The sequence below is a fragment of the Pseudarthrobacter sp. PvP090 genome (assembly GCF_040547365.1).
In the GTDB taxonomy this organism is placed as follows: domain Bacteria; phylum Actinomycetota; class Actinomycetes; order Actinomycetales; family Micrococcaceae; genus Arthrobacter.
On the sequence record NZ_JBEPPO010000008.1, the window covers coordinates 97,268 to 122,348 of the forward strand.

Annotated in this window: 26 protein-coding genes; 15 read left to right on the forward strand and 11 right to left on the reverse strand. The window is 68.0% G+C overall.

What is annotated here, in order from left to right; all coding sequences use genetic code 11:
- Positions 1 to 69 precede the first annotated feature (69 nt).
- Positions 70 to 1,083 carry an isopenicillin N synthase family dioxygenase gene (locus tag ABIC21_RS11260; RefSeq protein WP_354350489.1) on the forward strand — a complete coding sequence of 338 codons (1,014 nt, stop codon included), beginning with the start codon at positions 70 to 72 and terminating at the stop codon, positions 1,081 to 1,083.
- Positions 1,084 to 1,150: 67 nt separating this feature from the next.
- Positions 1,151 to 1,375, forward strand: a complete 225-nt coding sequence (locus ABIC21_RS11265) for a hypothetical protein (RefSeq protein ID WP_354350490.1) — start codon at positions 1,151 to 1,153, stop codon at positions 1,373 to 1,375.
- Positions 1,376 to 1,405: 30 nt separating this feature from the next.
- Here the strand turns inward: ABIC21_RS11265 and ABIC21_RS11270 are convergent, their stop codons facing one another.
- Together ABIC21_RS11270 and ABIC21_RS11275 are read right to left on the reverse strand one after the other, a co-directional pair.
- Complete coding sequence (locus ABIC21_RS11270) at positions 1,406 to 1,921, reverse strand: hypothetical protein (RefSeq protein ID WP_354350491.1); 516 nt, start codon at positions 1,919 to 1,921, stop codon at positions 1,406 to 1,408.
- A 101-nt stretch (positions 1,922 to 2,022) separates the two neighbouring features.
- Positions 2,023 to 2,409, reverse strand: coding sequence for a hypothetical protein (locus tag ABIC21_RS11275; protein WP_354350492.1), 387 nt, complete (start codon positions 2,407 to 2,409; stop codon positions 2,023 to 2,025).
- Positions 2,410 to 2,610: 201 nt separating this feature from the next.
- On the opposite strand from ABIC21_RS11275, the gene ABIC21_RS11280 reads away from it, so the two are divergent.
- On the forward strand, positions 2,611 to 3,120 hold the full coding sequence (locus ABIC21_RS11280; RefSeq protein WP_354350493.1) for a universal stress protein: 510 nt from the start codon (positions 2,611 to 2,613) through the stop codon (positions 3,118 to 3,120).
- A 21-nt stretch (positions 3,121 to 3,141) separates the two neighbouring features.
- On the opposite strand, the gene ABIC21_RS11285 is transcribed toward ABIC21_RS11280, so the two are convergent.
- Entirely contained in the window at positions 3,142 to 4,662 is a 1,521-nt protein-coding gene (locus ABIC21_RS11285) for a CYTH and CHAD domain-containing protein (protein ID WP_354350494.1), read from the reverse strand.
- Between the two features lie 146 nt (positions 4,663 to 4,808).
- On the opposite strand from ABIC21_RS11285, the gene hrpB reads away from it, so the two are divergent.
- The 3 genes from hrpB (at position 4,809) to ABIC21_RS11300 (ending at position 8,149) form a co-directional block, all read left to right on the forward strand.
- The gene (gene hrpB / locus ABIC21_RS11290; RefSeq protein WP_354350495.1) at positions 4,809 to 7,475 is read left to right on the forward strand and encodes an ATP-dependent helicase HrpB; all 2,667 of its coding nucleotides are present in this window, start codon (positions 4,809 to 4,811) and stop codon (positions 7,473 to 7,475) included.
- A gap of 105 nt (positions 7,476 to 7,580) precedes the next feature.
- Positions 7,581 to 7,853, forward strand: coding sequence for a hypothetical protein (locus tag ABIC21_RS11295; protein ID WP_354350496.1), 273 nt, complete (start codon positions 7,581 to 7,583; stop codon positions 7,851 to 7,853).
- Positions 7,850 to 8,149, forward strand: a complete 300-nt coding sequence (locus tag ABIC21_RS11300; protein WP_354350497.1) for a hypothetical protein — start codon at positions 7,850 to 7,852, stop codon at positions 8,147 to 8,149. The genes ABIC21_RS11295 and ABIC21_RS11300 overlap by 4 nt, the downstream gene beginning before the upstream one ends.
- Here ABIC21_RS11300 and ABIC21_RS11305 read toward each other — a convergent pair.
- Entirely contained in the window at positions 8,140 to 9,462 is a 1,323-nt protein-coding gene (locus ABIC21_RS11305; RefSeq protein ID WP_354350498.1) for a nicotinate phosphoribosyltransferase, read from the reverse strand. The genes ABIC21_RS11300 and ABIC21_RS11305 overlap by 10 nt on opposite strands.
- Positions 9,463 to 9,559: 97 nt before the next feature.
- On the opposite strand from ABIC21_RS11305, the gene ligD reads away from it, so the two are divergent.
- Positions 9,560 to 10,582 (forward strand): non-homologous end-joining DNA ligase, encoded by a 1,023-nt coding sequence (ligD, locus tag ABIC21_RS11310; RefSeq protein ID WP_354350499.1) that lies wholly within the window; start codon positions 9,560 to 9,562, stop codon positions 10,580 to 10,582.
- 7 nt (positions 10,583 to 10,589) lie between these two features.
- Here ligD and ABIC21_RS11315 read toward each other — a convergent pair whose 3' ends face one another.
- Both ABIC21_RS11315 and ABIC21_RS11320 read right to left on the reverse strand, forming a co-directional pair.
- A complete protein-coding gene (locus ABIC21_RS11315; RefSeq protein WP_354350500.1) occupies positions 10,590 to 11,510 on the reverse strand; it encodes an amidohydrolase family protein in 921 nt (306 codons plus the stop codon).
- 70 nt (positions 11,511 to 11,580) lie between these two features.
- Positions 11,581 to 11,853 (reverse strand): hypothetical protein, encoded by a 273-nt coding sequence (locus ABIC21_RS11320; RefSeq protein ID WP_354350501.1) that lies wholly within the window; start codon positions 11,851 to 11,853, stop codon positions 11,581 to 11,583.
- 292 nt (positions 11,854 to 12,145) lie between these two features.
- Here ABIC21_RS11320 and ABIC21_RS11325 point away from each other — a divergent pair, with 292 nt between their 5' ends.
- Complete coding sequence (locus tag ABIC21_RS11325; RefSeq protein WP_354350502.1) at positions 12,146 to 12,862, forward strand: TetR/AcrR family transcriptional regulator C-terminal domain-containing protein; 717 nt, start codon at positions 12,146 to 12,148, stop codon at positions 12,860 to 12,862.
- 64 nt (positions 12,863 to 12,926) lie between these two features.
- On the opposite strand, the gene ABIC21_RS11330 is transcribed toward ABIC21_RS11325, so the two are convergent.
- A complete protein-coding gene (locus ABIC21_RS11330; protein WP_354350503.1) occupies positions 12,927 to 13,295 on the reverse strand; it encodes a hypothetical protein in 369 nt (122 codons plus the stop codon).
- A gap of 149 nt (positions 13,296 to 13,444) precedes the next feature.
- On the opposite strand from ABIC21_RS11330, the gene ABIC21_RS11335 reads away from it, so the two are divergent.
- Positions 13,445 to 14,728, forward strand: coding sequence for a class I SAM-dependent methyltransferase (locus tag ABIC21_RS11335; protein WP_354350504.1), 1,284 nt, complete (start codon positions 13,445 to 13,447; stop codon positions 14,726 to 14,728).
- 13 nt (positions 14,729 to 14,741) lie between these two features.
- On the opposite strand, the gene ABIC21_RS11340 is transcribed toward ABIC21_RS11335, so the two are convergent.
- The gene (locus ABIC21_RS11340) at positions 14,742 to 15,413 is read right to left on the reverse strand and encodes an alpha/beta hydrolase family protein (RefSeq protein ID WP_354350505.1); all 672 of its coding nucleotides are present in this window, start codon (positions 15,411 to 15,413) and stop codon (positions 14,742 to 14,744) included.
- Positions 15,414 to 15,474: 61 nt separating this feature from the next.
- Between ABIC21_RS11340 and ABIC21_RS11345 the strand changes: the two genes are divergently transcribed.
- From ABIC21_RS11345 to ABIC21_RS11355, 3 genes are all read left to right on the forward strand, one after another.
- Entirely contained in the window at positions 15,475 to 16,473 is a 999-nt protein-coding gene (locus ABIC21_RS11345; protein WP_354350506.1) for a pirin family protein, read from the forward strand.
- A gap of 68 nt (positions 16,474 to 16,541) precedes the next feature.
- The gene (locus ABIC21_RS11350; RefSeq protein ID WP_354350507.1) at positions 16,542 to 16,889 is read left to right on the forward strand and encodes a GNAT family N-acetyltransferase; all 348 of its coding nucleotides are present in this window, start codon (positions 16,542 to 16,544) and stop codon (positions 16,887 to 16,889) included.
- A 69-nt stretch (positions 16,890 to 16,958) separates the two neighbouring features.
- On the forward strand, positions 16,959 to 18,824 hold the full coding sequence (locus ABIC21_RS11355; protein ID WP_354350508.1) for a glycoside hydrolase family 15 protein: 1,866 nt from the start codon (positions 16,959 to 16,961) through the stop codon (positions 18,822 to 18,824).
- Between the two features lie 20 nt (positions 18,825 to 18,844).
- Here the strand turns inward: ABIC21_RS11355 and ABIC21_RS11360 are convergent, their stop codons facing one another.
- Positions 18,845 to 21,079, reverse strand: a complete 2,235-nt coding sequence (locus ABIC21_RS11360; RefSeq protein ID WP_354350509.1) for a putative bifunctional diguanylate cyclase/phosphodiesterase — start codon at positions 21,077 to 21,079, stop codon at positions 18,845 to 18,847.
- Positions 21,080 to 21,198: 119 nt separating this feature from the next.
- Entirely contained in the window at positions 21,199 to 21,501 is a 303-nt protein-coding gene (locus ABIC21_RS11365; protein WP_056426952.1) for a DUF4193 domain-containing protein, read from the reverse strand.
- 259 nt (positions 21,502 to 21,760) lie between these two features.
- On the opposite strand from ABIC21_RS11365, the gene ABIC21_RS11370 reads away from it, so the two are divergent.
- Positions 21,761 to 22,027, forward strand: coding sequence for a hypothetical protein (locus tag ABIC21_RS11370; protein WP_354350510.1), 267 nt, complete (start codon positions 21,761 to 21,763; stop codon positions 22,025 to 22,027).
- A 36-nt stretch (positions 22,028 to 22,063) separates the two neighbouring features.
- Here ABIC21_RS11370 and ABIC21_RS11375 read toward each other — a convergent pair whose 3' ends face one another.
- A complete protein-coding gene (locus ABIC21_RS11375) occupies positions 22,064 to 22,567 on the reverse strand; it encodes an HtaA domain-containing protein (protein WP_354350511.1) in 504 nt (167 codons plus the stop codon).
- Positions 22,568 to 22,749: 182 nt separating this feature from the next.
- Here ABIC21_RS11375 and ABIC21_RS11380 point away from each other — a divergent pair, with 182 nt between their 5' ends.
- Both ABIC21_RS11380 and ABIC21_RS11385 read left to right on the forward strand, forming a co-directional pair.
- On the forward strand, positions 22,750 to 23,730 hold the full coding sequence (locus ABIC21_RS11380) for a S1C family serine protease (RefSeq protein ID WP_354350512.1): 981 nt from the start codon (positions 22,750 to 22,752) through the stop codon (positions 23,728 to 23,730).
- A gap of 469 nt (positions 23,731 to 24,199) precedes the next feature.
- Positions 24,200 to 25,063, forward strand: a complete 864-nt coding sequence (locus tag ABIC21_RS11385; RefSeq protein ID WP_354350513.1) for an AfsR/SARP family transcriptional regulator — start codon at positions 24,200 to 24,202, stop codon at positions 25,061 to 25,063.
- Positions 25,064 to 25,081: the final 18 nt, after the last annotated feature.

The following is a 25,081-nucleotide window of genomic DNA, read 5'->3' on the forward strand; positions in this document are numbered from 1 at the left end:
CCACAAATCCGTAACATTAAAGCAAGTACAGCCTCCAGCTTGCCAAGTTCATCGAAAAGGACTAATAAGGTGCCCCTCGAATCATTGCCCGTCCTGGACCTTTCCCGACTGAGTGCGGGCCCGGAGGAGGCCTCGCGGTTTCGTGACGACCTGCGCAACGCCATGCACGAAGTCGGCTTCCTGTATCTGGCCGGGCACGGGATCCCGCAGGAGCTGACCGACTCCGTGCTCGACGTCTCCCGGCGCTTCTTCGAGCTGCCCGACGAGCAGAAGCTCGCGGTCGAGAACGTCAACAGCCCGCAGTTCCGTGGCTACACCAGGGTCGGCGGCGAGCTCACGGACGGCGCCGTCGACTGGCGGGAGCAGATCGATATCGGCGTAGAGCGTGCAGTGGTGGAGACGGGGCCGGGCGTCGCCGACTACTGGCGTCTTGAGGGACCCAACTTGTGGCCGGACGCCCTCCCCGAAATGCGCGGCATAGTCTCGGAATGGACCGAGCGGCTGAGTGACATTTCGCTGACCCTCCTGCGTGCCCTGGCGGTGTCCCTCGGGGCGCCCGAAGACACATTCGACGAGGCCTTCGCCGCACGTGCCTTTCCCCTGCTGAAAATTGTGCGGTATCCGGGGGAGTCCGACCCGGAGCCCAAGCAGGGCGTCGGCTCCCACCGCGACGGCGGGGTCCTGACGCTGCTCCTCGTGGAGCACGGAAAGGGAGGGCTGCAGGTCGAGTACCAGGGGCAGTGGATCGACGCCCCCCAAGTGCCGGGAACGTTCGTCGTCAATATCGGCGAGATGCTCGAACTGGCAACCAACGGGTACCTCAAGGCGACCCTGCACCGGGTGATCTCCCCGCTGCGCGGGACTGACCGGATCTCGCTGCCGTTCTTCTTCAACCCGGCGCTGGACGCGACGATGCCGCAGCTCGCGGTGAGTCCGGAGTTTCAGGCCAAGGCCCGCGGCCTGTCCGTCGATCCGACGAACAGTCCCATTCTTGAAACCTACGGGGACAATGCCCTCCGCTACCGGCTGCGGGCCCACCCGAACGTCGTCGACGAGCACCATTCGGACCTGCTGAGCAACTGAGCCGCCCGTTCACGTTTCCGCTGCGCATGTGCCGGGTATGGTGGGACTAGTTCTGACTGCCGTCGGGATGGCCGTCGCCTTTGCCGTGCGTGTCGTTTCGTTTTCACGCTATTTGCACCTCGAGCATCTGGGCCTGGACGTGGATGCTGCCTTGGGCGCCGAACTGTTCAGTCAGATCGTCGCACCAACAATGGCTGAACGGACGATTTTCTACGTCTCTGTTGCCCTCGTACCGATCGGTGTAGCACTGATGGTCCTCGCTTGGCGCAGACGCTCGGTGGCCGGCCGCTGACCCCGCGTTGCGCCCACACCAGAGGGGTGGTCAGCCCGGGGTGATGGTCAGCGGCTTCTGCGGAAAGACGCACGACGCGCGTGTGAGCCCGTTGCCAGCTCCCGCGGCCCGGTTGTTCCTGCCGGTGTCATCACACCAGTCGATGTTGAAGGGCATCGCCGTGATGGCCGACTCTCCAGCAGCGGTCCCGGCGGGGACCTGAAAGCTGTAAGTGAAGCCCCCGGCGTCGTTCATCGGGGCGGTCGCCGTCACTACGTCCGCGTCGGCGGCGTCGGTCATGATCACCTGGATGCGGGCATTCTGCCCGTAGCGCGGATTGCAGTCAGCGTCCGGAGCCATCACGGTCACAGTGTCGCCTGGTTTCGCGCTCGGCGGCGCGACGGAAAATGCCGCCGGGAAACAGGGCGGTTCCGCGTTCCTGGCGGATGAATCTGCGCATCCGGAAACAGCGACCGCAAGAACGATCAAAGCCAGATAACCGGCGATCACGTAGCTTGAACGTGGAGCCTTCGTCAGGATTGTTGCTGTCAGGGCAACGGCAGCCAATGCGACTCCCACAGCACTCCAATCGATCACCCGGGGACTGCCAGGGACTCGCCGGCGTCGTCGAGGGCTGTATTTCTCGCCAAGAGAGGCCTGGCCAGCTGTCAATTGGACGCGAGGATCAGGTAGAGGGCCGTGAGAACCAGGACGGTGGGCGTCATGATGAGACGCTCCGGTTTGCTGCGGGAGATGCCGTTCATGACGATTCCGAGTGCGAAGTACGCGGTGAGGACCCACGTGGCGACGCTGGTGACGGTTTCGTCAATGAGCGGTGGTGCCAGAGCGGCCTTGGCCAGCGCGGTGTAGGCGAAGAGTGCGTACAGGACGATGGATGCACCGCTGGCAAGCCGCAACTTACTCGGAAGGACGGTGTGTCCCCCGCCCCAGGCCAACCTTCCCAGTGGTGCCCCGGCGGTGAGGGCGGCCTGAAGAATGGCCAGAGCCGTCAGGATTGCGCACGCCAGAATCGCGGAAAGTTGGTCTAGTGCCATCAGGAACTCGTCTTCCATGGTGCTGCCGGGGCTGCTCCGATGCAGCCTTTTCGGCAAAAATAGCAGCACAATCCGAAAATCCCGCGGAAGGCGGAGCACTGAAACCTGCGCGGACTTCGCAGCATGCTTGGCTCTGTTCCGGCCTATGGCTATCCTGACGGTTATGGACGTGCTGGAAACACCCGGCGCCGGCATCCCCTGATGGATTCCACCAGCGGTTTTCGGCCTCCCGCGGCCAGCGCGGATTGGCCGGACGGCCCGGTGGTGCTGGGAGTGGCGTGGGAACCGTCCGAGTACCTGATCCGGTCGGGCGCCGAGCTGGCAGCCAGGCTGGAAGCCCATTTGATTTGCGCCTATGTGGACCCTGCCAGTTACCTCACCGAGTGGGAACCCGCGGTTTCACGGACCAGCGCGTCGTTGGATCCGGCCGTCAACAGTGAGACGGACTTCCCCTCGAGCCACGTTAACGACTTTCTCCAGGGCATTCTGGGACCGCCGGGGGAGGAGTGGTCGTTCCGGGTGCTGAACGGTGCGGTTGCCCAGGCCCTGGTCCGGCTGGCGGCGAGCACGGACGCCGCGCTGCTGGTCGTCGGGGGACAACGCCCCGGGCGGCTCCATGCCGTGGAACGGATGCTGGAGGGATCGGTCGGAGCGGACCTGGCCAGCCTGCAGCACAGGCCCGTGCTGGTGGTTCCACGCACTGGCCGCTGACGCCGGGAGGCCACCAGCCGACTATTCCCAGTGGAGGGGCCCGGGCGGAGACGAGCTCCAGCCCCGGAAGAACTTCTCGCGGGATTCCCCACCAGCCGCTTGCTCCAGGGCATGCAGCCGCCCGTACGTGAACGCGGTTTTCCCGCGGTGATTGGCGGCCAGTTCGCGCAGCAGCTCCTGGGTGACGATGCTGTCATGGTGATCGCCGAGGCTCTCCTGGATCTCTTCGGCGGCCCGGGCGAGGGTGGTGGCCTGTTTCCCAAAAACCGGGGCGGCCGCCTCTGCCGCATAGCGCAGTCGCTTGGCGCTCTTCCGGACTTCATGGAGCGCGGCGTCCGCCGCTGGACCGTGGGAATCGACGTCGAGGGCACTGACCTCCTTTTTCAAGCGTTTGCGCTGCTTCGACACCAGTCGGCCCACGGTCTGCAGGGCCTCCGCGCCGGCGGTTTCGGTCAGCGGCGGCTCCGCCAGGAAGGCATCCAGCGAATCAAGCAGGCGGAAGTAACGGGCACTCTTCAACGCGGCCAGGCCCTTCGCCCGGGCACCATGGGCAGCAGCATCGAAATACTCCTCGACCTGCCGCGCCACCGGTCCCAGCAACAGGTCCGGCGGCTCAGCGCCAATTAAGTCCATCAGCCGGGCCCGCATCACCTCGTTGTCCCGGGCCTCACCCACCGTGCCGGCAAGCCATTGGAGTTCTGAGCGCAGCGATCCGGTGACCTCGGGATCGGCAAGTTTCCGGAAGGTGGCCAGGGCGGAACGCATCCGGCGAGCCGCCACCCGGAGCTGATGAACCGCGTCCGGCGCGTTTTCCCGAACCCCGGGGTCATGTTTCTTGAGGGCCTCGACCTGCAGGCCCAGATAGGAGAGAAGCACCGCGGAGGCCGGTCCCGTGGGCTCAGGCTTGGGCCTGAGTGCAGGTTTGTCGCCCGCGGGATACTTTTCTCCCAGCCCGCGGGCGAGTTTGGACGGCAGCGCCGACGGATGGTGGCCCTTCCCAGCGAGCACCGCGTCGGCGCCCTTGAGCAGCCGCTTGGGGCCGTCGATGAGTTCGATTTCCCATTCCCGCCAGCTGGTGTGGACCGGCGGCTCCAACATGGTCTGGGAATCCACCCGGTCGTCACTGAAGTCGGCCAGAGCGGTTCCATCGGACGCATAGAGGCGCTGCGTGGTGCGCAGGGTGTTCAGCCTTGCCACCGGAATCAGGTCCTGGTCCCTGGTGTGGACCTGGACGAGCCGACGCAGCCGCCGGGGCACCGACTCCGGATTTTTGCCCAGCCGCACGGTGAATTCCTGGCGTTCCCCCACCGCCACCGGGAGTTTCAAGTGCCAGCCGTCGTCGTGTCCGCCGGTGCGCCGGCGCAGCGTGATCCCGCGCGCCGCCAGAGCCAGCCCGGCGGTATCGAAGTAGACGGCTTCGAGCGCCTCGTCCTCGGGCGGCCCCACCCGGTCCACCCCAGGCAACGACTCCAGGACCGGCAGTTCGTCGTGCTCTCCGACGTCGAATTTTCGCTCCACCTCGAGCATCTCGGAGTCGGTCATGGGCCAGCCTAGGACCGGGCGACGTCAAGCCGCATGAGTCAAAAGTCCCGTCTCCAGGCGACGCCGGATCCTTTGCCGGAACGCCGGAGGCCCCGGATCCGTCCCGGCTGAACATGGCGTCCCGGCTTTGTGGGGACAATGGAGGTGTGACTACTCCGGCTCTTCCGCTGACCCATGCTCCCGCGCCGTTCAAGCTGGAGGTCATCGGGTCCGGCCTGGCCTTCTGGCACTCACTCGGCGATCTGGCCGAGGTCTTGCGGACCGGGGGCGCTGGCGCGACCGCCGTGGTGCAGGCGCCGCCGGGGACGGGGAAGACGACGCTGGTCCCGCCGCTGCTGGCCAACCTCGCCCTCAGTGACGCAGGGCAGCAGGGTCGCGGGGCCAACACCCGCATCATCGTCACCCAGCCGCGCCGCGTCGCCGCACGCTCCGCAGCCCGGCGGCTCGCTGCGCTGGACGGCAGCCGGCTGGGGGACCGCATCGGGTACACCGTCCGCGGCGAACGCCAAACCGGCCCGGGCACCCTGATCGAATTTGTCACCCCGGGCATCCTGCTGAACCGCCTGCTCGCGGATCCGGGACTGGAAGCCGCCAGCGCCGTCATCATTGACGAAGTCCACGAACGCGGCCTCGAAACCGACCTGCTGCTGGGCATGCTCACCGAGGTCCGCCAACTGCGGGGCGACCTCTCGCTCGTCGCCATGTCCGCGACCCTGGACGCGCCGCGCTTCGCCGCCCTCATCGGGGCGGCCGGCGACGCCGGGGACCACGACGCCGGCGGCCCGGCGCCCGTCGTCGACTGTCCGTCGGCGCTGCATCCGCTGGAGGTGGACTGGGTACCGGCCGCGGCGCCACGGCTGGATGAGCGCGGAGTGACCCGCGCGTTCCTGGACCATGTGGCAGATACCGCCGCCTCGTCGCATGCTGAGGCACTCGCGTCCGGCCTCGACATCGACGCCCTCGTGTTCGTCCCGGGGGCCTGGGAAGTCTCCTACGTCGCGGGCCGGCTGCGGGGCCGCACGCATTCGGAGGTGCTGGAGCTGCACGGGCAGATCGGTCCGGCTGAGCAGGACCGCGCCGTGTCCGGGCGGGAACCCGGCGGCAGCCCGCGGATCATCGTGTCGACGTCGCTGGCAGAGTCCTCCCTGACGGTCCCGGGCGTCCGGATGGTCATCGACTCCGGGCTGTCCCGGGAGCCGCGGCGGGACGCGGGCCGCGGAATGTCCGGTCTGGTCAACGTGTCCTGCTCCCGCGCCTCCGCCGAGCAGCGCGCCGGGCGGGCAGCACGCACTGGTCCGGGACGGGTGGTCCGCTGCTACGACCAAAAGACCTACGGCGCCGCGCCGGCCCACCCGACGCCGGAGATCGCCGTCGCGGACCTCACCGGCGCGGCCCTGGTCCTGGCGTGCTGGGGATCGCCCGGCGGCCGCGGGCTGTCGCTGCCGGACGCCCCGCCACAGTCCGCGATGGACGACGCCGTTGAAGTGCTGCAGGAACTTGGCGCGGTGGCACCGGACGGCCTGGCCACGGATCTTGGCAAGGCGCTTGCCAGGGTGCCCGCCGATCCCCGGCTGGCCCGGGCCCTGCTGGACGGGGCGGCCGCCGTGGGAAACCGCACCGCCGCGGAAGCCGTCGCGCTGGTCGCAGGGGACCAGCGCGCCCCCGGCGGGGATCTCCCGCGCCTGTTGGCGGGCCTGCGCGCGGGCAAGGATCCGGCGTCCCGGCGCTGGGCGGACGACGTCCGGCGGATGGAGACCATGGCACGCCGGGAGCGCCCGGGCGTCGTATCCCCACCCATCACTGCGGCGGTCACCCCCGGGGAAGCCGTCGGGGTCGTCGTCGCCCTCGCCTTCCCGGACCGGGTGGCGCGGAGGGTCCCCGGAGAAGGCCCGGAGCGCTACCTGCTCAGCTCCGGGACCCGGGCCGGGCTCCCGGCCGGAAGCTCCCTGTCCGGGCACGAATGGCTCGCCGTCGCCGAAGTTTCCCGGGCCCAGGGCCGCGACGCGGCCGGCACGGGAGCCGTCATCCGTTCGGCAGCACCGCTGACGGCGGACACGGCCGAGGCCGCCGCCCGGCACCTCCTGAGCGACACCGTGGAGGCCGCGTTCAGCCAGGGCCGGGTCACGGCCCGGAAAATACGCCGGCTGGGCGCGATCGTCCTTTCCTCCACGCCGGTCCGGCCCTCCGCGGCTGAAGGCCGTGCGGCAGTAGCCCGGGTGCTGGAGAAGGAAGGGCTGGGAACGATTGGATGGTCGACGGCGGCTGACGCCCTGCGCCGCCGTCTGGCCCTGCTCCACCGGGAACTCGGGGACCCGTGGCCGGACGTGTCCGAGCCGGCATTGCTGGCCCGCCTCGGCGAGTGGCTGGCGCCCGAACTCGAGGCGCTGGCCGGCGGCGCCGCCACGAGCGGGATCGACCTGGCAGACCCGCTGCGGCGCCTGCTGCCCTGGCCCGACGCCGCCAGGCTTGGGGAGCTGGTTCCGGAACGGCTGGAAGTACCAAGCGGTTCCTGGGTCAGAATCGACTACCCCGACGTCGGGGACGACGGCGCCCGCCCGGTGGTCGCCGTCAAGCTGCAGGAGTGCTTCGGCTGGGACCGGACGCCGCGGCTTGTGGGCGGCAGGGTGCCGGTGCTGTTCCACCTGCTGTCGCCGGCCCGGCGGCCCCTGGCCGTGACGGACGACCTCGCCTCCTTCTGGTCCGGGCCCTACGCGCAGGTCCGCGCCGAGATGCGGGGGAGGTACCCCCGGCATCCCTGGCCGGAGGATCCGTGGACGGCGCCGGCGACCGCCCGGACCAAGAGCAGGAGCTGACCTGTGGGCGGCTGTTACGCGATTGTGACGCGGTTCACAGCGTGTTGGGTATCCTAGGAGCGGTCATGCAGTCGGCCACACATGCTTCACAGGGGAACTCTTACTATGACCAGCAAACTCGGCATCACCGTCGCTGTCGATCTCAGTTCGGAATCCGCACTCGTTTCACCGGTGGGTCAACTCACCGTTCGCAACGTCGCAAGCCTTATCGCAGTTGCCCGCCGGGCAGGATCGTTTGGGTACGGCCTCGACACTGTCGTGGACCTGCGCAAGCTGACAACCGCCGACCCGGAAGCCGTCGCGATGATCCGCGATTCGGGATGGCGGGGCAACCATCTGCTTGGAGCCGGCACCGCCGGCCGGAGGCGTGCAGCATGAGGCCGGAAGTGGCCGGCGGATACGGCTCGCTCGTCCATACCCATGGCGCAGAACTGATGTTCGATTCTTTCCGCCGCTGGCCCCTGGTGCCCTCCGCGCAGTTGGTGCGGCTCCGCTCGGCGCTGCTGCAATGCGTCGAGATGGCGTCCCCGGACAACGGCAGGGATCTCTCGGAGTCCGCCGGAAAGCTGTTGCGGCTCGTCACCGACGAGCTGGACCGGCGCAACGGCCACCCAGCCGGCCCCGCCGATCTGCCGCAAGGTTTTCGGCGCGCTAGGCGCCGCCCTCACGCATAGATGGTCGGTATGGCAGGTTCACCGCGCTGGAGCCGGTTCACGACGGCGGGCAGTTCGGCCATGGTGTCGGCGTGCCGGTTCCGGGCCCGCGCCACGGCCTCCGGCCCGGTCCATCCGGGCAGGAGTTCGCCAGCGCGGATGAACTGCTGCAGCAGCGGCCTGCCGCGGGATTCCTCCGCCGGCGGGTGGCCGACCCCGAGGACTTCGTGGGTGGCGGTGCCGGAGCCGTCGAGCCGGCGCACCGCGTGCTTGCGTCCGCCGACGTTGATCTTGTTCTTGGAGCTCTTGGCGACGGCGATGAACTCCCCGGCGTCGTTGGTGCGGCTGACCAGCTTGTAGACCATGCCGGCGGTAGGGGCTCCGGACCCCGTGACCAGCGCCGTGCCGATGCCGTACGAGTCAGCCGGTGCGGCCTGCAGCGCCGCAACGGAATACTCGTCGAGATCGGACGTGACGACGATTTTCGTGTGCACGTTGCCCAGGCTGTCCAGCAGCTCACGGACCCACCGCGCCTGCGCCAGCAGGTCACCGGAATCGAGCCGGACCGCCCCCAGCTTGTCGCCCGCGAGATCGACCGCGGTCCGGACGGCCGCTTCGACGTCGTACGTGTCCACCAGCAGGGTGGTCCCGGGACCGAGCGATTCCAGCTGCGCCCGGAACGCGTCGCGTTCAGTGTCGTGCAGGAGGGTGAAGGAATGCGCTGCCGTGCCGACGGTCCGGAGGCCGAAGCGCCGGCCGGCCTCGAGGTTCGACGTCGCGGCGAAGCCCGCGATGACGGCGGCCCTGGCGGCCGCGGCGGCGGATTCCTCCTGGGCACGGCGTGAACCCATTTCGATGCAGGGCCGTCCGCCCGCCGCGCTGACCATCCGGGAGGCTGCCGAGGCTATGGCACTGTCATGGTTGAGGACGGACAGCACGAAGGTCTCCAGGATGCACGCTTCGGCGAAGGTGGATTCCACGATCAGGACGGGGGAGTAGGGGAAGTAGGCCTCTCCCTCGGGGTAGCCCCAGATGTCGCCGGAGAACCGGAAGTCCGCGAGGCGGGCCAGGGTGCCGGCATTGACGACGCCGGTCCGGTCCAGGAACTCCAGCTCCGCCGGGCCGAAGCGGAAATTGGCGAGGCCCTCGAGCAGCCGCCCGGTTCCGGCCACGATCCCGTACCGGCGCCCCTCCGGCAGCCCGCGGGCGAACGCCTCGAATACGGTCCTTCGCTCCGCGGCCCCGGAGTGGAGGGCCGCCTGCAGCATGGTCAGTTCGTAGTGGTCGGTATAGAGGGACGAAATGGGGCGGTCCCACGCCGGCGAGGTGTCCATGATTCACCCTAGTCCTCCCCGGGCGGAGGGTCAGCCCGGAGCCTGCCGCTGTGGCCGGGCTATTCAGTTGTCCCGGGTCTGGGAGTACCTTGTCCCCATGCCCAAGGAAGAAGCCACCATCACAGTCGACAGCGCCAGCGGACCGCGGGACCTGCGGATTTCCAGTCCCAGCAGGGTCCTGTGGCCGCAGCTCGGCCTCACGAAGCTGGACCTCGCCCGGTACATTGTCGACGTCGGGGACGCCTTCCTGGCGGCGAACGGCAACCGGCCCGTGACGCTCCAGCGGTTCGGCGACACCATCGACGGCGAGCAGTTCTTTTCGAAGAATCCGCCGCGGGGCGCCCCGGATTTCGTCCGTTCGGTGACGGTGGTCTATCCCAGCGGGCGCTCGCATCCGCAGCTCGTGATCGACGAGATTGCCGCCGCGGTCTGGGCGGTGCAGATGAACACGGTGGTGTTCCACCCCTGGGCCTCGCGGGCCGGCAACCCCGACAACCCGGACCAGCTCCGGATCGACCTCGACCCGCAGCCGGGCACCGGATTCGAGGACGCCGTTCCTGCCGCGCAGGAACTGCGCTCGGTGCTGTCCGAGGCCGGGCTGGATTCCTTCATCAAGACCTCCGGCAACCGGGGATTGCATGTGTTCGCCCCGATCGAACCCAGCCATGAATTCCTCGAGGTACGGCACGCCGTGATCGCCGCTGCCCGCGAACTGGAGCGGCGGATGCCGGACAAGGTCACCACTGCCTGGTGGAAGGAGGAACGGGGCACCAGGATTTTCGTCGACTTCAACCAGGCGAACCGCGACCGCACGATGGCCGGGGCCTACAGTCCGCGCGCCCTGGCCGGCGCCACCGTTTCCTGCCCGATCGGCTGGGAGGAGCTGGAGCACGTCACCACCAAGGACTTCACCATCACCACCGTGCCGCAGCGGCTCAGGGCCACCGGAGACCCGTGGGCGGAGATGAATGCCAAGCCGGGCACCATCGACGTCCTGCTGGAGTGGTGGGAACGGGACCTCGCGGACGGGCTGGGGGAACTGCCGTTCCCGCCGGACTTCCCGAAGATGCCGGGCGAGCCGATGCGCGTGCAGCCCAGCCGGGCCAGGAACAAGGAGTAGTGCGGGGTCAGACGCCCAGCAGGCGCTGCCCGTTGAACCAGCAGACCGTTCGCAGCCAGTCGTCGTCGAGCCGGGGCTCCTTGTCACGGAGCCGTTCCAGTGCTTCCAGCTGATGGGCGTAGGCGTACGGGATGTTCGGGAAGTCGCTGCCGAGCACAATCCGCTCCGGGATCGCGGCCAGCTGTGGCAGGAGCTCGGGCGGGAAGGGCGCTGCGGCCTCGAAGAAGTCCGTGAAGACCATGGTGGTGTCCAGGTGGATGCGGGGGTATTTCCCGGCCAGGTCCAGGAATTCGCCATATTCGGGGGCCCCCAGATGGGCGACGACGGCGGTCAGCTGGGGATGGCGGCGCATGACGCCCTCAAGCTTGTCCGGGCCGGTGAAGCCGGGACGGGGAACCGGGCCGCTGCCGACATGCACCACGACCGGAACGCCGGTCTCGGCGAGCAGCCCCCAGACCGGGTCGAGGACCGGTTCGCGCAGATCGAATCCGCCCACTTGCGCGTGGATCTTGAAGACCCTGGCGCCGCGGTCCAGGGCGGACCGCACCTGATCCAGGACACCGTCCTCGGGGAAGAAGGTGGCGCTCGGGACGCAGTCGGGCTCTGATGCGGCCAGTTCTAGGGCAAAGTTTGTGAGGTCCGCCGCCATGCCGGGGCGGTGCGCGTAAGTCAGTGCGGTGAAGTGGCGGAGCCCCAGCTGCCGCAGGCGGGCCAGCCGGTTCGCCTCGTCCGTGCGGTAGGCAATGGGCCAGGGGCGGCCGATGAGGGGGCCCGCCTCATCGAAGTGCGCCCACACCCGGCGCAGCATCCGTTCGGGAAGGAAATGCGTATGGATGTCGATCAGGCCCGGAAGCCCGAGCCGCCCCCACCACTGTGGTACATCAGCGTCCCGCATCGTCTCCACGGGTTCTTCCATCGCGATATTCACGCCCACAGTCTGTCACGCCGTGCCCCAGCGCGGGCAGACACGCCGCAGGAGGGGTGCGCCCTGGCTCAACTCAGTTCAGCGCCGGATAGGTCGCCAGGATGTAATCGGTGGCTGCCGGTCCCGCCATGCGGAGCCGGCTGCGGCCGGGCGTGATGCGGTGGGCCTTCAGGGCGGCCCAGAAGCCGGAGACCGGGTGCGGTGCGGCGTTGTGCAACAGGCACCAGCTGATGTAGAGACCGTAGAGCTGGTCTTTCCGCAGCGAGTTGCCGTCGTCGGTTTCTTCCATGGTTGCCTCGGCGAGGAAGCGGTCGATATGGGCAGGGGCAGTCAGTGAAGCGGCCATGGTCGGCTCTCTTCCGTACTGTGCGGTGAATGCTGCCGTGTGGCTACAGCAGCGTGTCCTTCGGCGCCGTGCACGAGGTGCCGAAGGTACGGCCCGACAGCCGGGCCCCGAGTGCCCGGGCGGGCAGTCAGCAGGGGGTCCGGAAAGGCGGGGAACGGGCCAGCGTATCTCTATCCCGGAACATCTCATTCGGGTATGTCTACATTGTAGATATTAGGCGTAGACTACGTGTTAGGCAAGTGGGGCCGCGGTCGCGGCGCCTGGCCCAAGGCTTGAGGAAGTGGCACGCACCATGACAATCCCGCAGCAACCCGCAGGCGACGAAGCCGGCCGTGGCCCCCGGAAAAACCGCCTCAGCCGCGAGGTCGTTCTGGCCGCTGCGCTGAAACTCGTGGATGAGGAGGGGCTGGAGGCGTTGACCATGCGCCGGCTGGGCCAGGCCCTGCATCGGGATCCGATGGGGCTGTACCGCTACGCCGCCAACCGGGCCGCGCTCCTGGACGGCGTCACCGAGCTCGTCCTGGATGAGCTGGCCATTTTCGGTGACGACCCGGACTGGCAGGGCCAGCTGCGGCGCATCGCCCATGACCTCCGGTTGCTGGCTCTCCGCCATCCCAATGTCGTTCCGTTGCTGGTGACCCGCCCGCTCTCGACCCCGCTGGGCCTCCGCCCTCTGGGCACCCTCCGGCCGCTGGAGCAAATTCTGGGTCTGCTGATCGACGCCGGCTTTACCGCCTCCGCGGCCCTCCACGTCTACCGGGCCTACTACGGATTCCTCTACGGACACATCCTCAACGAACTCCAGGAGTTCATCGTGGACCCCGACGAGAATGAGGCCTTGCTGCGCCTTGGCCTGCACCGCCTTCCGCCCAAGGAGTTCCCGCGGCTGCGTGCCCTGGCTCCCCAGCTCGCGGATTATGACGGTGCCGCGGAGCTGGATGAGGGCATAACCATCCTGCTGTCCGGGCTGTCGGCCCACCTTGCCGCCCCACTGCTCACGAAAGACTGAGGGCACTTTCATGCGCCTCCGCGGGGCACGCTAGCGTCACGCGCGCCCGGGAGTCACGGTGTAGTCAGCGGCGGCGCAGGGTCCGGAGCACCCCGCGGACCGTGAACCCGACGGCACACACGAGTGGAAACAGCCCCGCAAGGACGGCAATGCTGTTGGCCCGGAATGCCACCTGCCCGTCCCGTCCCCGGCAGTACACGCCCAGCGGCAACACAAAGCCGCCTCCGCCGCCGCCGGCAGCCGCGCCGTCGCTGTCACCTCCGGCAGCTGCGCCGGCGGGACCAGGCACCGAGTTCCCGCCGCCGCCGAAGCCGAAGGACACCACGGCCACCGGGATCAGTTCTTCACCGTCCACAGTCACCGCCGGCCCATAGGCCCTGGACACACCCACGTTTTTGAACGTCTCCGCGAGAGACGACAGAGCTTCAGTCATCCCGCGACCGTAGGCGCCCTGCGCGGGGGAGCACCAGAGGCATAGGCCCCGGAACCGCAACGCGGCAGGGCCATCCGGCCCCTGTTCGCCTGCGGACCGCCGAAATAGATTGGGAACGGACTGAAGGTACCGGATGAAAGGCCATGATCATGGGCAAAAAGACTGGGGCGGCTCCGCGGCTGGCGGAAGTGCTTTCCGTCGTCCTGGGCACAGCGGAGATCCCTGTGCGGCTGAAGGCCTGGGACGGTACGGAGGCCGGTCCGGCCGGGGCGCCCGTCATCGAGTTCCGCTCCCGGCGGGCGCTCCGCCGGATGCTGTGGTCGCCCGGGCAGCTCGGCCTCAGCCGCGCCTACGTTGCCGGGGACATCGACGCCCCGGGCGACGTTTTTGCGAGCTTCTCGGCCCTGAGCTCCACCGGCAAGTTCGCCGAGCCCGGGCCGTTCCGGCCTCCCACTGTCCGCGAACTCGGGACCATCCTCAAGAACGCCGCCCTGCTCGGGGCCCTGGGGCCGAACCCGGCGCCACCGCCGGAGGAAGCCAGGATTGTCCGCGCCGGCCGGCGGCACACGCGGAAGCGCGACGCTGCGGCCATCTCCCACCACTACGACGTCGGCAACGACTTCTACGCCCTTGTCCTGGGCCCGTCGATGGTCTATTCCTGCGCGGTCTGGCAGGACGAAGGCGCCGGACTGGACGCCGCGCAGGACGCGAAACTTGATCTGATCTGCCGGAAACTGGGGCTGGAACCCGGTATGAGGATGCTGGATGTCGGCTGCGGCTGGGGGAGCCTGGCCCTGCATGCGGCGCGGAACTACGGAGTCGACGTCGTGGGCGTGACGCTTTCGGGGGAACAGGCGACCATGGCGGGAAAGCGGGTGGCGGACGCCGGCCTGACAGACCGGGTGGCCATCCGCGTCCAGGACTACCGCGACGTCGCCGACGGGCCGTTTGATGCGATCAGTTCCATCGGTATGTCCGAGCACGTGGGCCGCGGTCAGATGCCCGAGTACGTCGCCAGGCTGCACGGGCTGCTCCGGCCCGGCGGCCGGCTGCTCAACCACGCCATTTCGTGGAACGCGGGGCCCGCCGCCCCGGATCCGAACTCCTTCATCCCACGCTACGTCTTCCCGGACGGCGAGATGCTGGCCCTCGCTGAGATGGTGGGAGCTCTGGAGTCCGGGGGACTGGAAGTCCTCGACGTCGAGGCCCTGCGCCGGCACTATGCCCTGACACTGCGGGCCTGGGTGCGGAACCTCGAGGAACACTGGCGCGAGGCGGTGCAGCTGGCCGGTGAAGGGCGGGCCCGCGTGTGGCGGCTCTACATGGCCGCCAGTGCCCTGGGCTTCGAATCCGGAATAACCGGCGTCAACCAGATCCTGGTGCAACGGCCCGGCGGTGCCGAACCTCCGCTGCGCAGGACCGCCTGGATTTGACGCCGCGGATGCCTCAGCTGGGGCGATGCGCCGCGATGAACGCCGCGGCGGATCCCGCCAGCGAGGCCCCGACCTCCTCCGTGCCGTGCTTCGTCCCTGTGACCTCGAAGGTGTGGCCGCCGCCGTCGCGCCACTCAAGCGTCGCCGTCGGCCCGATCCGGGCCACCACGGCCTCCAGCAGTTCCGGCGTGGCGAAGGGGTCGCGGGTGCCCTGCAGGAAGAGCATCGGCAGGGCCAGCCCGTAGAGGTGCTCGTCACGGAGCTTCTCAGGCTTGCCCGGCGGATGGAGCGGGTAGCCAAGGTAGATAAGTCCGGCTGCGGGCATCCCGTCGGCAACCGCCATCGAGGCCATCCGTCCGCCGAAGGACTTGCCCGCAGCCCAGAGCGGCTCGCCGGCCGACCGGGCAGCGGCGTCAGCCATCGCCGCGCGCCAGGCCGCAATCGCTGCCGGCGGCCTGTCGGGGAACTTCCGTCCGGCCTCCCGGTAGGGGAAGTTGAAGCGGAGCGTGGCGATCCCCAGCGCGTTCAGGGCGCGGGTGAATCCGGCGAGGAACGGGTGTTCCATGCCTGCCCCCGCCCCGTGGGCGACCACCAGGGTCGCGGTCGGCATCCCGGGGCGGGCGTAGACCCCTGAAACGGCGGATTCGCCGACGCTGATCGTGACGGGCAACTCGGGGATGGTCATGACTCCATCATGACGCCTGCGCAGGCTGCGGATACCGCCTTTCGATGGCTAGGCTGTGGTTATGAGCAACACTGAGGTGGCACCCCAGGAGATCCTGTGCGAAACGGACGACAGCTGCGTGGGCGTGGAGGTTCTCACGCCCCGGCAGGTTCCGCTGGGCGGGCCTCGTGCCATGGACGTCAGACGGACGCTGCCGCAGCGCCAGCGGAGCCTCATCGGCGCCTGGTGCTTCCTGGACCACTACGGCCCGGACCGGGTGGGGGAGTCCGGGGGCATGCACGTGCCGCGCCACCCGCACACGGGCCTGCAGACTGTCAGCTGGCTGTTCACCGGCGAGATTGAGCACCGCGACTCGGCCGGTTTTCACGCCGCCGTGCGGCCCGGCGAGGTCAACCTGATGACCGCCGGACGGGGCATCAGCCACTCGGAATTTTCCACCCCTGGGACCGAGGTGCTGCACGGTGCGCAGCTGTGGGTGGCTCTGCCGGACAGTGCCCGCCAGATGGAGCCCACCTTTGAGAACTACCGCCCCGATCCGCTGTCCGGACCCGGCTGGACCATGCGGGTCTTCCTGGGATCGGTGGCCGGTTCCACCTCGCCGGTCACCACCCACACCCCGCTGCTCGGCGCTGAAATCCTGCTGGAAGCCGGGGCCACCCTGGGCCTGGACACCGACCCGACCTTCGAACACGGGCTGCTGGTTGACACCGGAGCGCTCCTGGTGGACGGCCACCCGGTCGCCAAGGACCACCTCGCGTATCTGCCGGCGGGGCGCCCCTCCCTGACCCTGGCGGCCGGCGTCGAACCGCTGCGCGTGCTCCTGATCGGAGGCGAGCCCCTGGGCGAGCAGATCGTGATGTGGTGGAACTTCGTGGGACGCAGCCATGAGGAAATCGTCATGTACCGGGCGCAGTGGCAGGCGGAAATCGGCGCCGGGGACGCACCCGTCGCTGCCGGGACGGGAACCGCGGGCCTGCGCTTCGGGACTTTCCCCGCGGGCGAACCCGCGCCACTGCCGGCGCCCGCGCTCCCGAATGCGCGGCTCCGCCCGCGGGACTGAGACCGGTGGCACTGTCCACTGGGCAGCCGGACGCTGCCCGACCCAAATCCCACCATGAAACGAGACCGATGCAGACCGCCATCACCATCCGCAACAACCCGGACCGGCCGCGCTTTGAGGTGCTCGACGGCGACACGGTTATCGGCCAGGCGGCCTACGTCGACGACGGCGAAGGCCACCGGATTTTTTACCACACCGTCATTGACAAGGAGTACGGCGGCCAGGGGCTCGCCGGCCGGCTCGCGGCACAGGCACTCGACGAGACAGTGGCCGCCGGTTTGAAGATTGTCCCGGTGTGCCCGTTCATCAAGAAGTACGTCCGAAAGAACACCCGGTACGCGGTGAGTGTTCAGCGGCCTACGCCGGCACTGCTCGCGGTTCTCGATACCGCCCTGGGACAGCGCTCCCGCCGCTGAGCCGCCGTCGAATTTGTGGTCTACGGGGCCCGTCAGGAGGAGAATAGATAGGGCAAGGCATTCAGGAGTATGAAGGAGTCCGCAACAGTGTTCCCTGCGGCGCACATGCGCGCGGTGGTTCGCCGGGACGGGTACCTGCCCATTGAGGATCATGGTCTCATCGGCGACGGGTCCACGTGCGCCCTCGTCGGCAGGGACGGCGCGATCTCCTGGCTCTGCATCCCGGAATTCGACAGCCCGCCGTTCCTCGCCGGAATCCTTGACCTGGAGAACGGCGGCCTTTTCGAAATCGCCCCGGTCTCCATCCACTCCGCCGCGCAGCGGTACATGGAGGACTCCTGTGTGCTGGTCACGACCCTTGCCTCGGACCGCGGCACACTCCAGATCACGGACTGCCTGACCCTGCGCTCCGGGGCCGACCTGGCCGAACCCGTCCCCGCCGGCCGCAGCGAACTGCTCCGGCACGTCCAGGCCGTGGGGGGCGACGTGCGCCTCCGTATCCGGCTGGTGCCCAAAACCGGCGTCACCTTTGATGAGCTCGCCGGCGGCTGGCGCTTCGACTGGGTCAGCGGCCGCGTTTCGGAGGTGTATCTGTGGTCTTCAGTGGAGCTGGCTCCGGACGGGCGGGGTCTGTCCACGGAGCTGACGCTGCGCGCGGGGGAGACCATCACCGCAACCCTCCACTGGTCAGGGCGGTTCCGGCTCCGGCAGCATCCGGATACGAGGAAACTCATCGACCAGACGGTGGCCGCCTGGCGGCGCTGGGCCGCCGCACTGGACTGCCAGGGGTCCCAGGCGGAGCTGATGAAACGCTCGGCGCTGACCCTCAAGCTGCTGGACCACGCCGAGACAGGTGCCATCATGGCAGCCGCGACCTCGTCCCTGCCCGAGTGGCCGGGGGCGCCGCGCAACTGGGATTACCGCTACACCTGGGTGCGCGACGCGTCCTTCTCGAATTACGTCTTCCGGCGCATCGGTGACCGCAGCGACGCGGAGGTGTTCCTCGCCTGGGTGCTGACGAATGTTGAACGGGATGGCGCGCCCCACGTGATGTACGCCCTGGACGGCTCGCAGCCGCCCGAGGAGGTCCTGGACCCGGTTCTGCGCGGTTACCGCGGCTCGGCCCCGGTCCGGTGGGGGAACGGTGCCATCCACCAGCAGCAGCACGACGTCTACGGCGAGATCATCGATATCGCCTACCAGTGGTCGAGCAGCGGCGCGCGCGTGGACGCACGGCTCTGGGCGGCGCTGGTTCCCATCGTGGAACTGGCGATCACCAGCTGGCGGACCCCGGACAGCGGTCCCTGGGAGATCCGGTCCACAGGTCGGCCCTTCACCTACTCGGCGGCGCTTTGCTACGTGGCCGTGGACCGGGCCCTCCAGATTGCCCGCAAGCACGGGCTTCCCTACCCGAAGGGGAGGTGGGAAGCCGCCGCCAAGGAGATCCGCGAAGCCGCGCTGACGCAGTCGTGGAACCCGGAACTGCAGACGTTCACCGAACACCTCGGCGGCACCGGCGGCCTGGACGCGGCACTGTTGACGCTGCCTGTCCGCAACGTCATAGCCTTCGACGATCCGCGGATGGTCTCCACCACCAAAGCCGTTGCCGAGGGCCTGGACGCCGGCAACGGACTGCTCTACCGCTACCTTCCCGAGGTGTCCCCGGACGGACTGCCCGGAGGCGAGGGGGCCTTCCTGCTGTGCAGCTTCTGGCTCGTGGACAACCTGGCCGGGCAGGGCAGGCTCGACGAGGCGTACGCGCTGTACGAGACGCTCTGTGGCCGCGCTAACCCGCTGGGATTGCTGCCGGAACAGATCCATCCCGGGACGGGCGAGTTCCTGGGGAATTTCCCGCAGGCCTTTAGCCACGTCGGCGTCCTGGCCAGCGGGCTGCGCCTGCTCAAAGCCGGACGGCGGGCCGCCTCAGGGGTCTGAAGCCTGCGCTCAGCCTGCGCTTAAGCCGGTGGCTGGAGCCGGGCACCGGAGGCGAGGAGGGCCTCGATCGCCGGCGCGGGACCGGGGCGGGCGAGCAGGTAGCCCTGTCCCAGGCGGCAACCCAGGCCGCGGAGCAGAGCCAGTTGCCCGGAGTCCTCGATGCCTTCGGCGATCGCCTCCAGGTTGAGCTTGTTCGCCAGCCCCAGGATGCCCTCCAGCAGGGCTGCGGACGGCGCGTCGGCGGCGTCCGCGGAGAGGAACGAGCGGTCGATCTTGAGGATGTCCGCGGGTAGTTCGGCCAGCGTGCTCAGCGACGAGTAGCCGGTCCCGAAATCGTCGATGGCGATGCGGACGCCCAAGCTCTTCAGCCGGTTGAGGGCGGTGATGCCCCCGTCGATGCTGCTGGTCAGTGCCGTTTCGGTGACCTCCAGGACCACCTTGTCCGCCTGCGAAGCGGGATCCCTCAGGATGCTCTCAATCGCGGCCAGGTTCCGCTGGCTGGGCAGCTGGAGGGTGGAGAGGTTGATGGAAACCCAAAGGTTTCCGCAGTGGCTCATCGCGGCCCGCCAGCCTGCGGCCTGCCGGATGGCGGTGCTCAACACCCAGCGGCCGATCGCTTCGATGTCTCCGGTCTCCTCGGCCAGCGGGATGAATTCCGCGGGCTGCAGCAGCCCCAGCCGGGGGTGGTTCCAACGCACCAGCGCCTCTACGCCCAGGATTTCCCCGGTGCGCAGCTCGGCCACCGGCTGGTATTCGAGCTGCAGCTGCCGCCCGGATACGGCGGTGGCAAGATCGGCACGGAGGGCCGCCCGGTGCGCCATTCTGTCGTAGCCTTCGGCGTCGAAGCGCTGGTAGCGGCCCTTGCCGCCCTGCTTGGCCATGTACATAGCGAAGTCTGCCTGCCGCGAGAGCTCGGCAGGCTCTCGGGTTTCCGGCTGGCGGAGCGCGGCACCCATACTCACGGAGACCTTCAAGCGGACTTCGCCGACGGAGAACGGTGGCCGCAGCGCGTCATGAATGCGTTCCGCGATCGCCGCCGTGACGGATCCGTCGGCGTCGTCCCCGACCACGATCGCAAACTCATCACCGCCGAGGCGGGCGGCGAGGTCGCCGGCCCGCACGCAGCCCTGCAGGCGGCGGGCGAGCTGGATCAGGAGCGCGTCGCCGCCTTCGTGCCCGAGTGAGTCGTTGACGTCCTTGAAGTCGTCCACGTCAATCATCAGCAGCCCCTCGTGCCGGCGCCTGCGTCCTGCGCCGGGCTTGAAGGAGGCCGCAAGACGCTCCGTCAGCGCCGCGCGGTTGGCCAGCCCGGTCAGCGGATCGTGGGTGGCGCGGTGGGTCAGCGCCTGGTGGCTGTCGTGGACCGTGGCGGCCATGGAATTGAATGCCACGGCCAGCTCACCAAGTTCGTCGCGCCGGACGACGTCGATGCGGTGGCTGTAGTCGCCGGCCTGCAGTTTGAGGACGCCGCTGTGCAGGCCCTCGATGGGCCTGATCAGGAACCTGACCATTCTGCTGCGGAAGTAGACGACGCCCGCGGCCGCCAGCCCGAACAAGGCGCTGCGGGCGGCAATGACGATCTGCTGGAGTTCGGCACTGTAGGCCAGTCCGGATTCCATCGACTCCAGGGCTGACCGCTGGATCCCGTCCAGCAGGGAACGGACGCTGGCGCCGGACGCGGCAAGACCCGGAGACTCGGCCACCCGGTTTCCCGGGAGGGCCTGCACCGGGCTGTCCCAAAGGCCGTGTTCCGCGAGGCCGTACTGCCACTCGGCGCGGGCCTTTCCCGCGGCGGCGCGCATGTCCCTTTCGGCGGGCAGGAACCTGATCGCGTCGTCGAAGCGGTGGGCGAGGTCCTGCTGCTGTTGGAGGAACGCCGGGCGGTCGCCCGGGGCGCCGGACAGGAGCTGGTGGCCGGCCAGTTCGTGGGCGTCGAGGGCGGAGCGCAGCTCCGCAACGGTATCCGACGCGCCCTGGAGCTGGGCGGCCGTTTCCTGGACCTGGTCCCCAACGCCCCTGACGCCGACAATTGTTGCCAGGGCCCCCACGAGAAGAGCCGTCAGCATCAGGGCGAAAGCCCTCGACCATTCGGTCTTGAGGCTCCAGCTGCGCCCCGGACGGGCTCTGGTGCCGACGCCAACAGCCCCGGAACCGGATGTGCCGGTGCCGGAGCTGTCAAGAGCGGACTGTTCGTCCGCGCCGGCGCCAGCCGCCGTCCGAAGATGGTCCTGCGGCTTGGTGGTCCAGTTCCGCATGATTCCCGCCTTCGGCTACGTGCCGGCACGCGCCGCATCGTCAAAGAGGAGCGTATCGGAACGTGCCCTGCAGGGCACGCCGGGCGGCGTGGCAACAGAAATGTGAAGCCGGTCGCCGGTCAGCTCATGCAGTCAGCGCAGTACGAGTGCCCTGCCTTCTCGCGGGCGAGCTGCGAGCGGTGCCGGACCAGGAAGCACGAGTAGCACGTGAACTCGTCTTCCTTCTGCGGAATGACGGTGACCGTCAGTTCCTCGCCGGACAGGTCGGCGCCCGGCAGTTCCACGCCTTCAGAGGTATCAGCCTCATCGAGCTCACGGGTTACGCTGCGCGCGTCCGGCGCGTTCGCGGAGCGAAGGGCCTCCAGCGAGGCGTTGCGTGATTCCGCAACGTCGGATCGGACTTCGTCATAGTCGGTTGCCACCTGGTTAATTCTCGATTCCGTTGTTCTGAGTTTCCCGGGATTGAACGGTACAGCATCTATCCGTTAATTGGCTGGGTGTAGAGGGACTGTGTGCAGTGACACTCGCAACACGCCCTCACAACGCTGGCACTCACACCGCCGGTGAGTGGCCGTGCCGGCCCGCGCAGGTGTTCGGTGATCGTCGTCCGGATTTCACGTGCCGTTCATACCACGGTCCTAGGCTGATTCTTCAAGCACCGTCCGCCAGAAGGGATCCGTGATGGCCGATATCGCCGCAGTACTCGGAAGGCTCACGCCAGAGGAATTTGACGGACTCCGGGCCCTCGGCCCGTCGGGGCATCTGCCAAGGCAACTCACCGAGGCCCTGGACCGTGCAGCCGGCGGTCCGGGCGCCGGCCGCGGGTACTACGTTCCCACCGGAAGCGTCAGTTCCACGGGCGGACCCCACTTTGTCCTGCGCAGTGACGTCTCGGGCTGGCTCTTTGGTTCCACGTCCCAGGTTCCGCAATCCCATGGAGACGGTTAGGAGCCACGCGGGCTGATTTCCTCCCTAGCGGTTGGCCTAGCCGGTGACCCGGATGAACAGCGGATCCATCGGCTGACCGGCGGCATACTGGCCGTCGAAGAGTTCTGACCCTTCCGGGGAGATGACGACGTCGACGTGGTCCCACACCAGGGAGCCATCGGCGTGCCGGGGCTTTGACGGGCTGAGGAAGGCGACGACGGTGCGGTCCTGGCCCCCGCCGCCGCCGTTGCTGATCGAGAGCACGCCGCTGCCGCTCGTGAACGTGATCCACGGGTCCAGCAGCCGGACCAGCAGCATGCCGTGGTGGCCGGCGAGCCGGACGTCACCCCGGAAGCGCAGCACACCGGTGCCCCGTGCGGCGTCGTAGTCGGACGATTCAGGGCTGAAGCAGAACAGGAAAGATTCGGCGACAGTCGCCCCGTCGGTGGCCGAAACGGACCTGTCCGGCAGGCTGGTGATGTAGTCGATAAAGCTGCGCTTGATGCCCCAGCTCAGGCCCGGCGCAGGCAGCGGATCGGGTGAAGCGGACGCTGGATTCACGAAAGTTCTCCTGTGGCTGAAAGGCTGATCTTCTCTGAGCCTAGCGGCGGAATGCCTGCCGGATGAACTGCCGTCCGGGTTGCGTGGCATCCGGCGTATTTCTCTGAAGGCGTAGCGGGCGCCGGACTACGCCTCCGGAGCCGGTGGTTGACTTAGATAAGTACCAGTTCAGGAGGTGCGCTGTGGTCACTGCAATCAGCAGGGTCCCTGACCCCGAGGCGTCCGAGGACCCCCTTGATTCCTACTCCGCAACCGTAATTCGCGTCGCGGCTGCGGTGACTCCCCATGTGGCGGCACTTGAAGTGACCGGCACGGGCCGCAACGGTAGATTCCGGATGGGCGCCGGCTCGGCCGTCCTGTTCACTTCGGACGGGTATCTCCTCACCAACGCCCATGTGGTGGGCGGCGCCCAGGGCGGCAGCGCGGTGTATTCCGACGGGACGCGCACCGCCGTGGAAGTAGTCGGTTCGGATCCCCTCTCGGATCTGGCCGTAGTGCACGGCAAGGCTCCGACCGTGACACCGGCGGAACTCGGCGATGCAGAGTCGCTCAAGGTCGGGCAGCTGGTCGTCGCGGTCGGAAACCCACTGGGACTCTCAGGCTCCGTTACCGCCGGAGTAGTCAGTGGCCTGGGCCGCTCAATCCCTGTCTGGTCCGGGCGCAATCGCCGCATGATCGAGGACGTTATCCAGACCGATGCGGCCCTCAATCCGGGGAGTTCAGGTGGGGCGCTCGCGGATGCGAGGGGGAGAATCGTTGGCATCAATACTGCGGTGGCCGGCGCCGGGCTGGGCCTGGCGGTTCCGGTCAACGCCACCTCGCGGCGGATCATTGCGGCGCTGCTCAAGGACGGTCGCGTCCGGCGCGCCTATCTTGGGCTCGTTAACACCCCCATCCAACTGCAGCCCAGCGCTGTGGTCCGGACCGGACACCGCCAAGGTCTCCTGGTGGTCGAAGTCCTTGCCGGCTCTCCCGCCGAGCGGGCAGGACTCCGGGCGGGTGATGTGCTTCTCAGTGTGGGCGAAAAGGCAGTTTCCAATGCCGAGAGCCTGCAAAAGCTTCTTTTTTCAGAGGCAATTGGTGTGCCGCTGGAGTTGGCCGTAATGCGCGACGGTTCGAAAATCCGTGTACTGACATTTCCGGAGGAAATGAGCGAGAAGTAGCGTTTGCGGTGTATCGGAAAGTATGGCGCGGTAATCAGTAATGGCCTATTTGCGGGGTTGGCGCGGATTGACGTATCTCAACGTTGAGGAAATTGTCGGAAGAAATGTGTGGGACTGCCGTCAGGTGCTGGGTCTGCCGCAACCCGCGGGTGGCGATACTTGCCCCGCCTTCCAGGTACTCAGTATCCTCTCGAAGGTTACTTGGTGGCGGTCGCGGTTGTACCCGACTTTCCCAGACCGAAAGGATCAGGTAGCTACATTCCTTGTTGTGCCTTGTCCTGCGTGTCACGGTTTTCTTAGAAGCCGGATGGAATGAGTCTCAACGTATCTTTCCTAAAGTTCCTTCGGCTCTTCGAACTGCGATTGAGTGATACCTGGGGAGGGGATCAACATGGATAATTTGAGCGTTCCAGGGCCGACAATTTCGGTTCGGCTATTCGGAACATTCGAGGTCCGGCGGAATGGCGCGGTGCTCAGGGCCGCAGACCTGGGAGGGTGCAAGCCGCGGCACATTCTGGAAATTCTCCTGCTGAACCTGGGGACACCCGTTTCGAAGACGCGTCTCGTGGAAATCCTGTGGGGATCCCAAGCCAGCGACGGCGCTGTCGCCACGTTGGAAAGCTATGTCAGCGGCCTGCGCCGGGCAATCCAGCCCGGCCACACCAAGTCGGGTCCGCTTCGCACCGCGAACGCGGGATACGTTCTCGATCCGCAGCTCGTGGAACTCGACCTCTCGGAATTCCACGAGCTGGTCCGCGCGGCCCGGCAGTCCGCGCCGGCCGAGGCACATGTACTCTCGATGCAGGCACTGGAACTGGCCTCAGAGCCGCTGCTGGGATTTGAACTCGTGGCAGATTGGGCAGAGGAGGCGCGGACTCGCCACGCAGCGGAGAAAGTCTCCGCCCAGATCTTCGCGGCCGAGACCGCCGCGTTTCTCGATAAACCAGAGCTCGCCGTGTCGCTGGCGCAGGCCGCCATCCGGTCTGAGCCGCTCAACGAACGTGCGTGGACCATCCTTATCGCGGGATACGAACAGGCAGGCCTGCCGGTCGAGGGGCTTTCCGCGTATGAGCGTTGCCGCCGGCTATTCGACCGCGACCTCGGGTGCGCTCCGGGGCCGGCCCTGCAGGCTACCCACCTGAGGCTGTTGAGGCAGCGCGCAGAGGGAAACACCGAGCTCTCTGAGGTCCTGGCGGCCCTGCTCTATCTGGGCGAACGGCTTCATAGTCCCAAGTGCACAAAGTTTGCCGCGGAGGATTCCCGGCGCATGCAGGAAAATGCCGGACGGGTGCTCGACACCTTCCTGCAACAGGCCCGGGCCGTCGCCGTCTGATCTGCAATCGTAACCTGG

Excerpts from the sequence above, each read along its gene's own strand:
- ABIC21_RS11370 (WP_354350510.1), top strand. The coding sequence starts at position 21,761 with ATGGCCGATATCGCCGCAGTACTCGGAAGGCTCACGCCAGAGGAATTT.
- ABIC21_RS11330 (WP_354350503.1), bottom strand. The coding sequence starts at position 13,295 with ATGACTGAAGCTCTGTCGTCTCTCGCGGAGACGTTCAAAAACGTGGGT.
- ABIC21_RS11275 (WP_354350492.1), bottom strand. The coding sequence starts at position 2,409 with ATGGCACTAGACCAACTTTCCGCGATTCTGGCGTGCGCAATCCTGACG.
- ABIC21_RS11345 (WP_354350506.1), top strand. The coding sequence starts at position 15,475 with ATGAGCAACACTGAGGTGGCACCCCAGGAGATCCTGTGCGAAACGGAC.
- ABIC21_RS11335 (WP_354350504.1), top strand. The coding sequence starts at position 13,445 with ATGGGCAAAAAGACTGGGGCGGCTCCGCGGCTGGCGGAAGTGCTTTCC.
- ABIC21_RS11325 (WP_354350502.1), top strand. The coding sequence starts at position 12,146 with ATGACAATCCCGCAGCAACCCGCAGGCGACGAAGCCGGCCGTGGCCCC.
- ligD (WP_354350499.1), top strand. The coding sequence starts at position 9,560 with ATGCCCAAGGAAGAAGCCACCATCACAGTCGACAGCGCCAGCGGACCG.
- ABIC21_RS11305 (WP_354350498.1), bottom strand. The coding sequence starts at position 9,462 with ATGGACACCTCGCCGGCGTGGGACCGCCCCATTTCGTCCCTCTATACC.
- ABIC21_RS11300 (WP_354350497.1), top strand. The coding sequence starts at position 7,850 with ATGAGGCCGGAAGTGGCCGGCGGATACGGCTCGCTCGTCCATACCCAT.
- ABIC21_RS11340 (WP_354350505.1), bottom strand. The coding sequence starts at position 15,413 with ATGACCATCCCCGAGTTGCCCGTCACGATCAGCGTCGGCGAATCCGCC.
- ABIC21_RS11355 (WP_354350508.1), top strand. The coding sequence starts at position 16,959 with ATGAAGGAGTCCGCAACAGTGTTCCCTGCGGCGCACATGCGCGCGGTG.
- ABIC21_RS11320 (WP_354350501.1), bottom strand. The coding sequence starts at position 11,853 with ATGGCCGCTTCACTGACTGCCCCTGCCCATATCGACCGCTTCCTCGCC.
- ABIC21_RS11295 (WP_354350496.1), top strand. The coding sequence starts at position 7,581 with ATGACCAGCAAACTCGGCATCACCGTCGCTGTCGATCTCAGTTCGGAA.
- ABIC21_RS11360 (WP_354350509.1), bottom strand. The coding sequence starts at position 21,079 with ATGCGGAACTGGACCACCAAGCCGCAGGACCATCTTCGGACGGCGGCT.
- ABIC21_RS11280 (WP_354350493.1), top strand. The coding sequence starts at position 2,611 with ATGGATTCCACCAGCGGTTTTCGGCCTCCCGCGGCCAGCGCGGATTGG.
- ABIC21_RS11265 (WP_354350490.1), top strand. The coding sequence starts at position 1,151 with ATGGCCGTCGCCTTTGCCGTGCGTGTCGTTTCGTTTTCACGCTATTTG.
- ABIC21_RS11350 (WP_354350507.1), top strand. The coding sequence starts at position 16,542 with ATGCAGACCGCCATCACCATCCGCAACAACCCGGACCGGCCGCGCTTT.
- ABIC21_RS11285 (WP_354350494.1), bottom strand. The coding sequence starts at position 4,662 with ATGACCGACTCCGAGATGCTCGAGGTGGAGCGAAAATTCGACGTCGGA.